This window comes from Bacillus cereus group sp. N12 (assembly GCF_016483575.1).
Lineage (GTDB): Bacteria > Bacillota > Bacilli > Bacillales > Bacillaceae_G > Bacillus_A > Bacillus_A toyonensis.
The window spans coordinates 1-235 of record NZ_JAEHBO010000287.1; the positions used below are offsets into that span (position 1 = coordinate 1).

Genomic DNA, 235 nt, shown 5'->3' on the forward strand with positions numbered 1-235 from the left:
CTTTTTGCCTGCCATAGATAAAATCTGTCCATTATTTGGATTCGTCATGAGGACAAAAGCTAGGTCCTACAGTGGCTCTGAACTCTTAAAAGCTCTCAAGTTTTTCTCTATACTTTCTTCAACTTTTTTTTGTAATTACATATAAATCGTCAATTTTAAACTATTACCACTTTTTCCTTTAGAGATTATTTCTGTGATAACAATATATCAGGATTAATCAGTTATTATTTTCACT

At 30.2% G+C, this 235-nt stretch carries 1 pseudogene; it reads right to left on the minus strand.

Annotation, left to right across the window (positions count from 1 at the left end):
- Nucleotides 1–204: pseudogene (locus JDS92_RS31175) on the minus strand (penicillin-binding protein); the annotation flags it as partial.
- Between the last annotated feature and the right edge of the window lie 31 nt (nucleotides 205–235).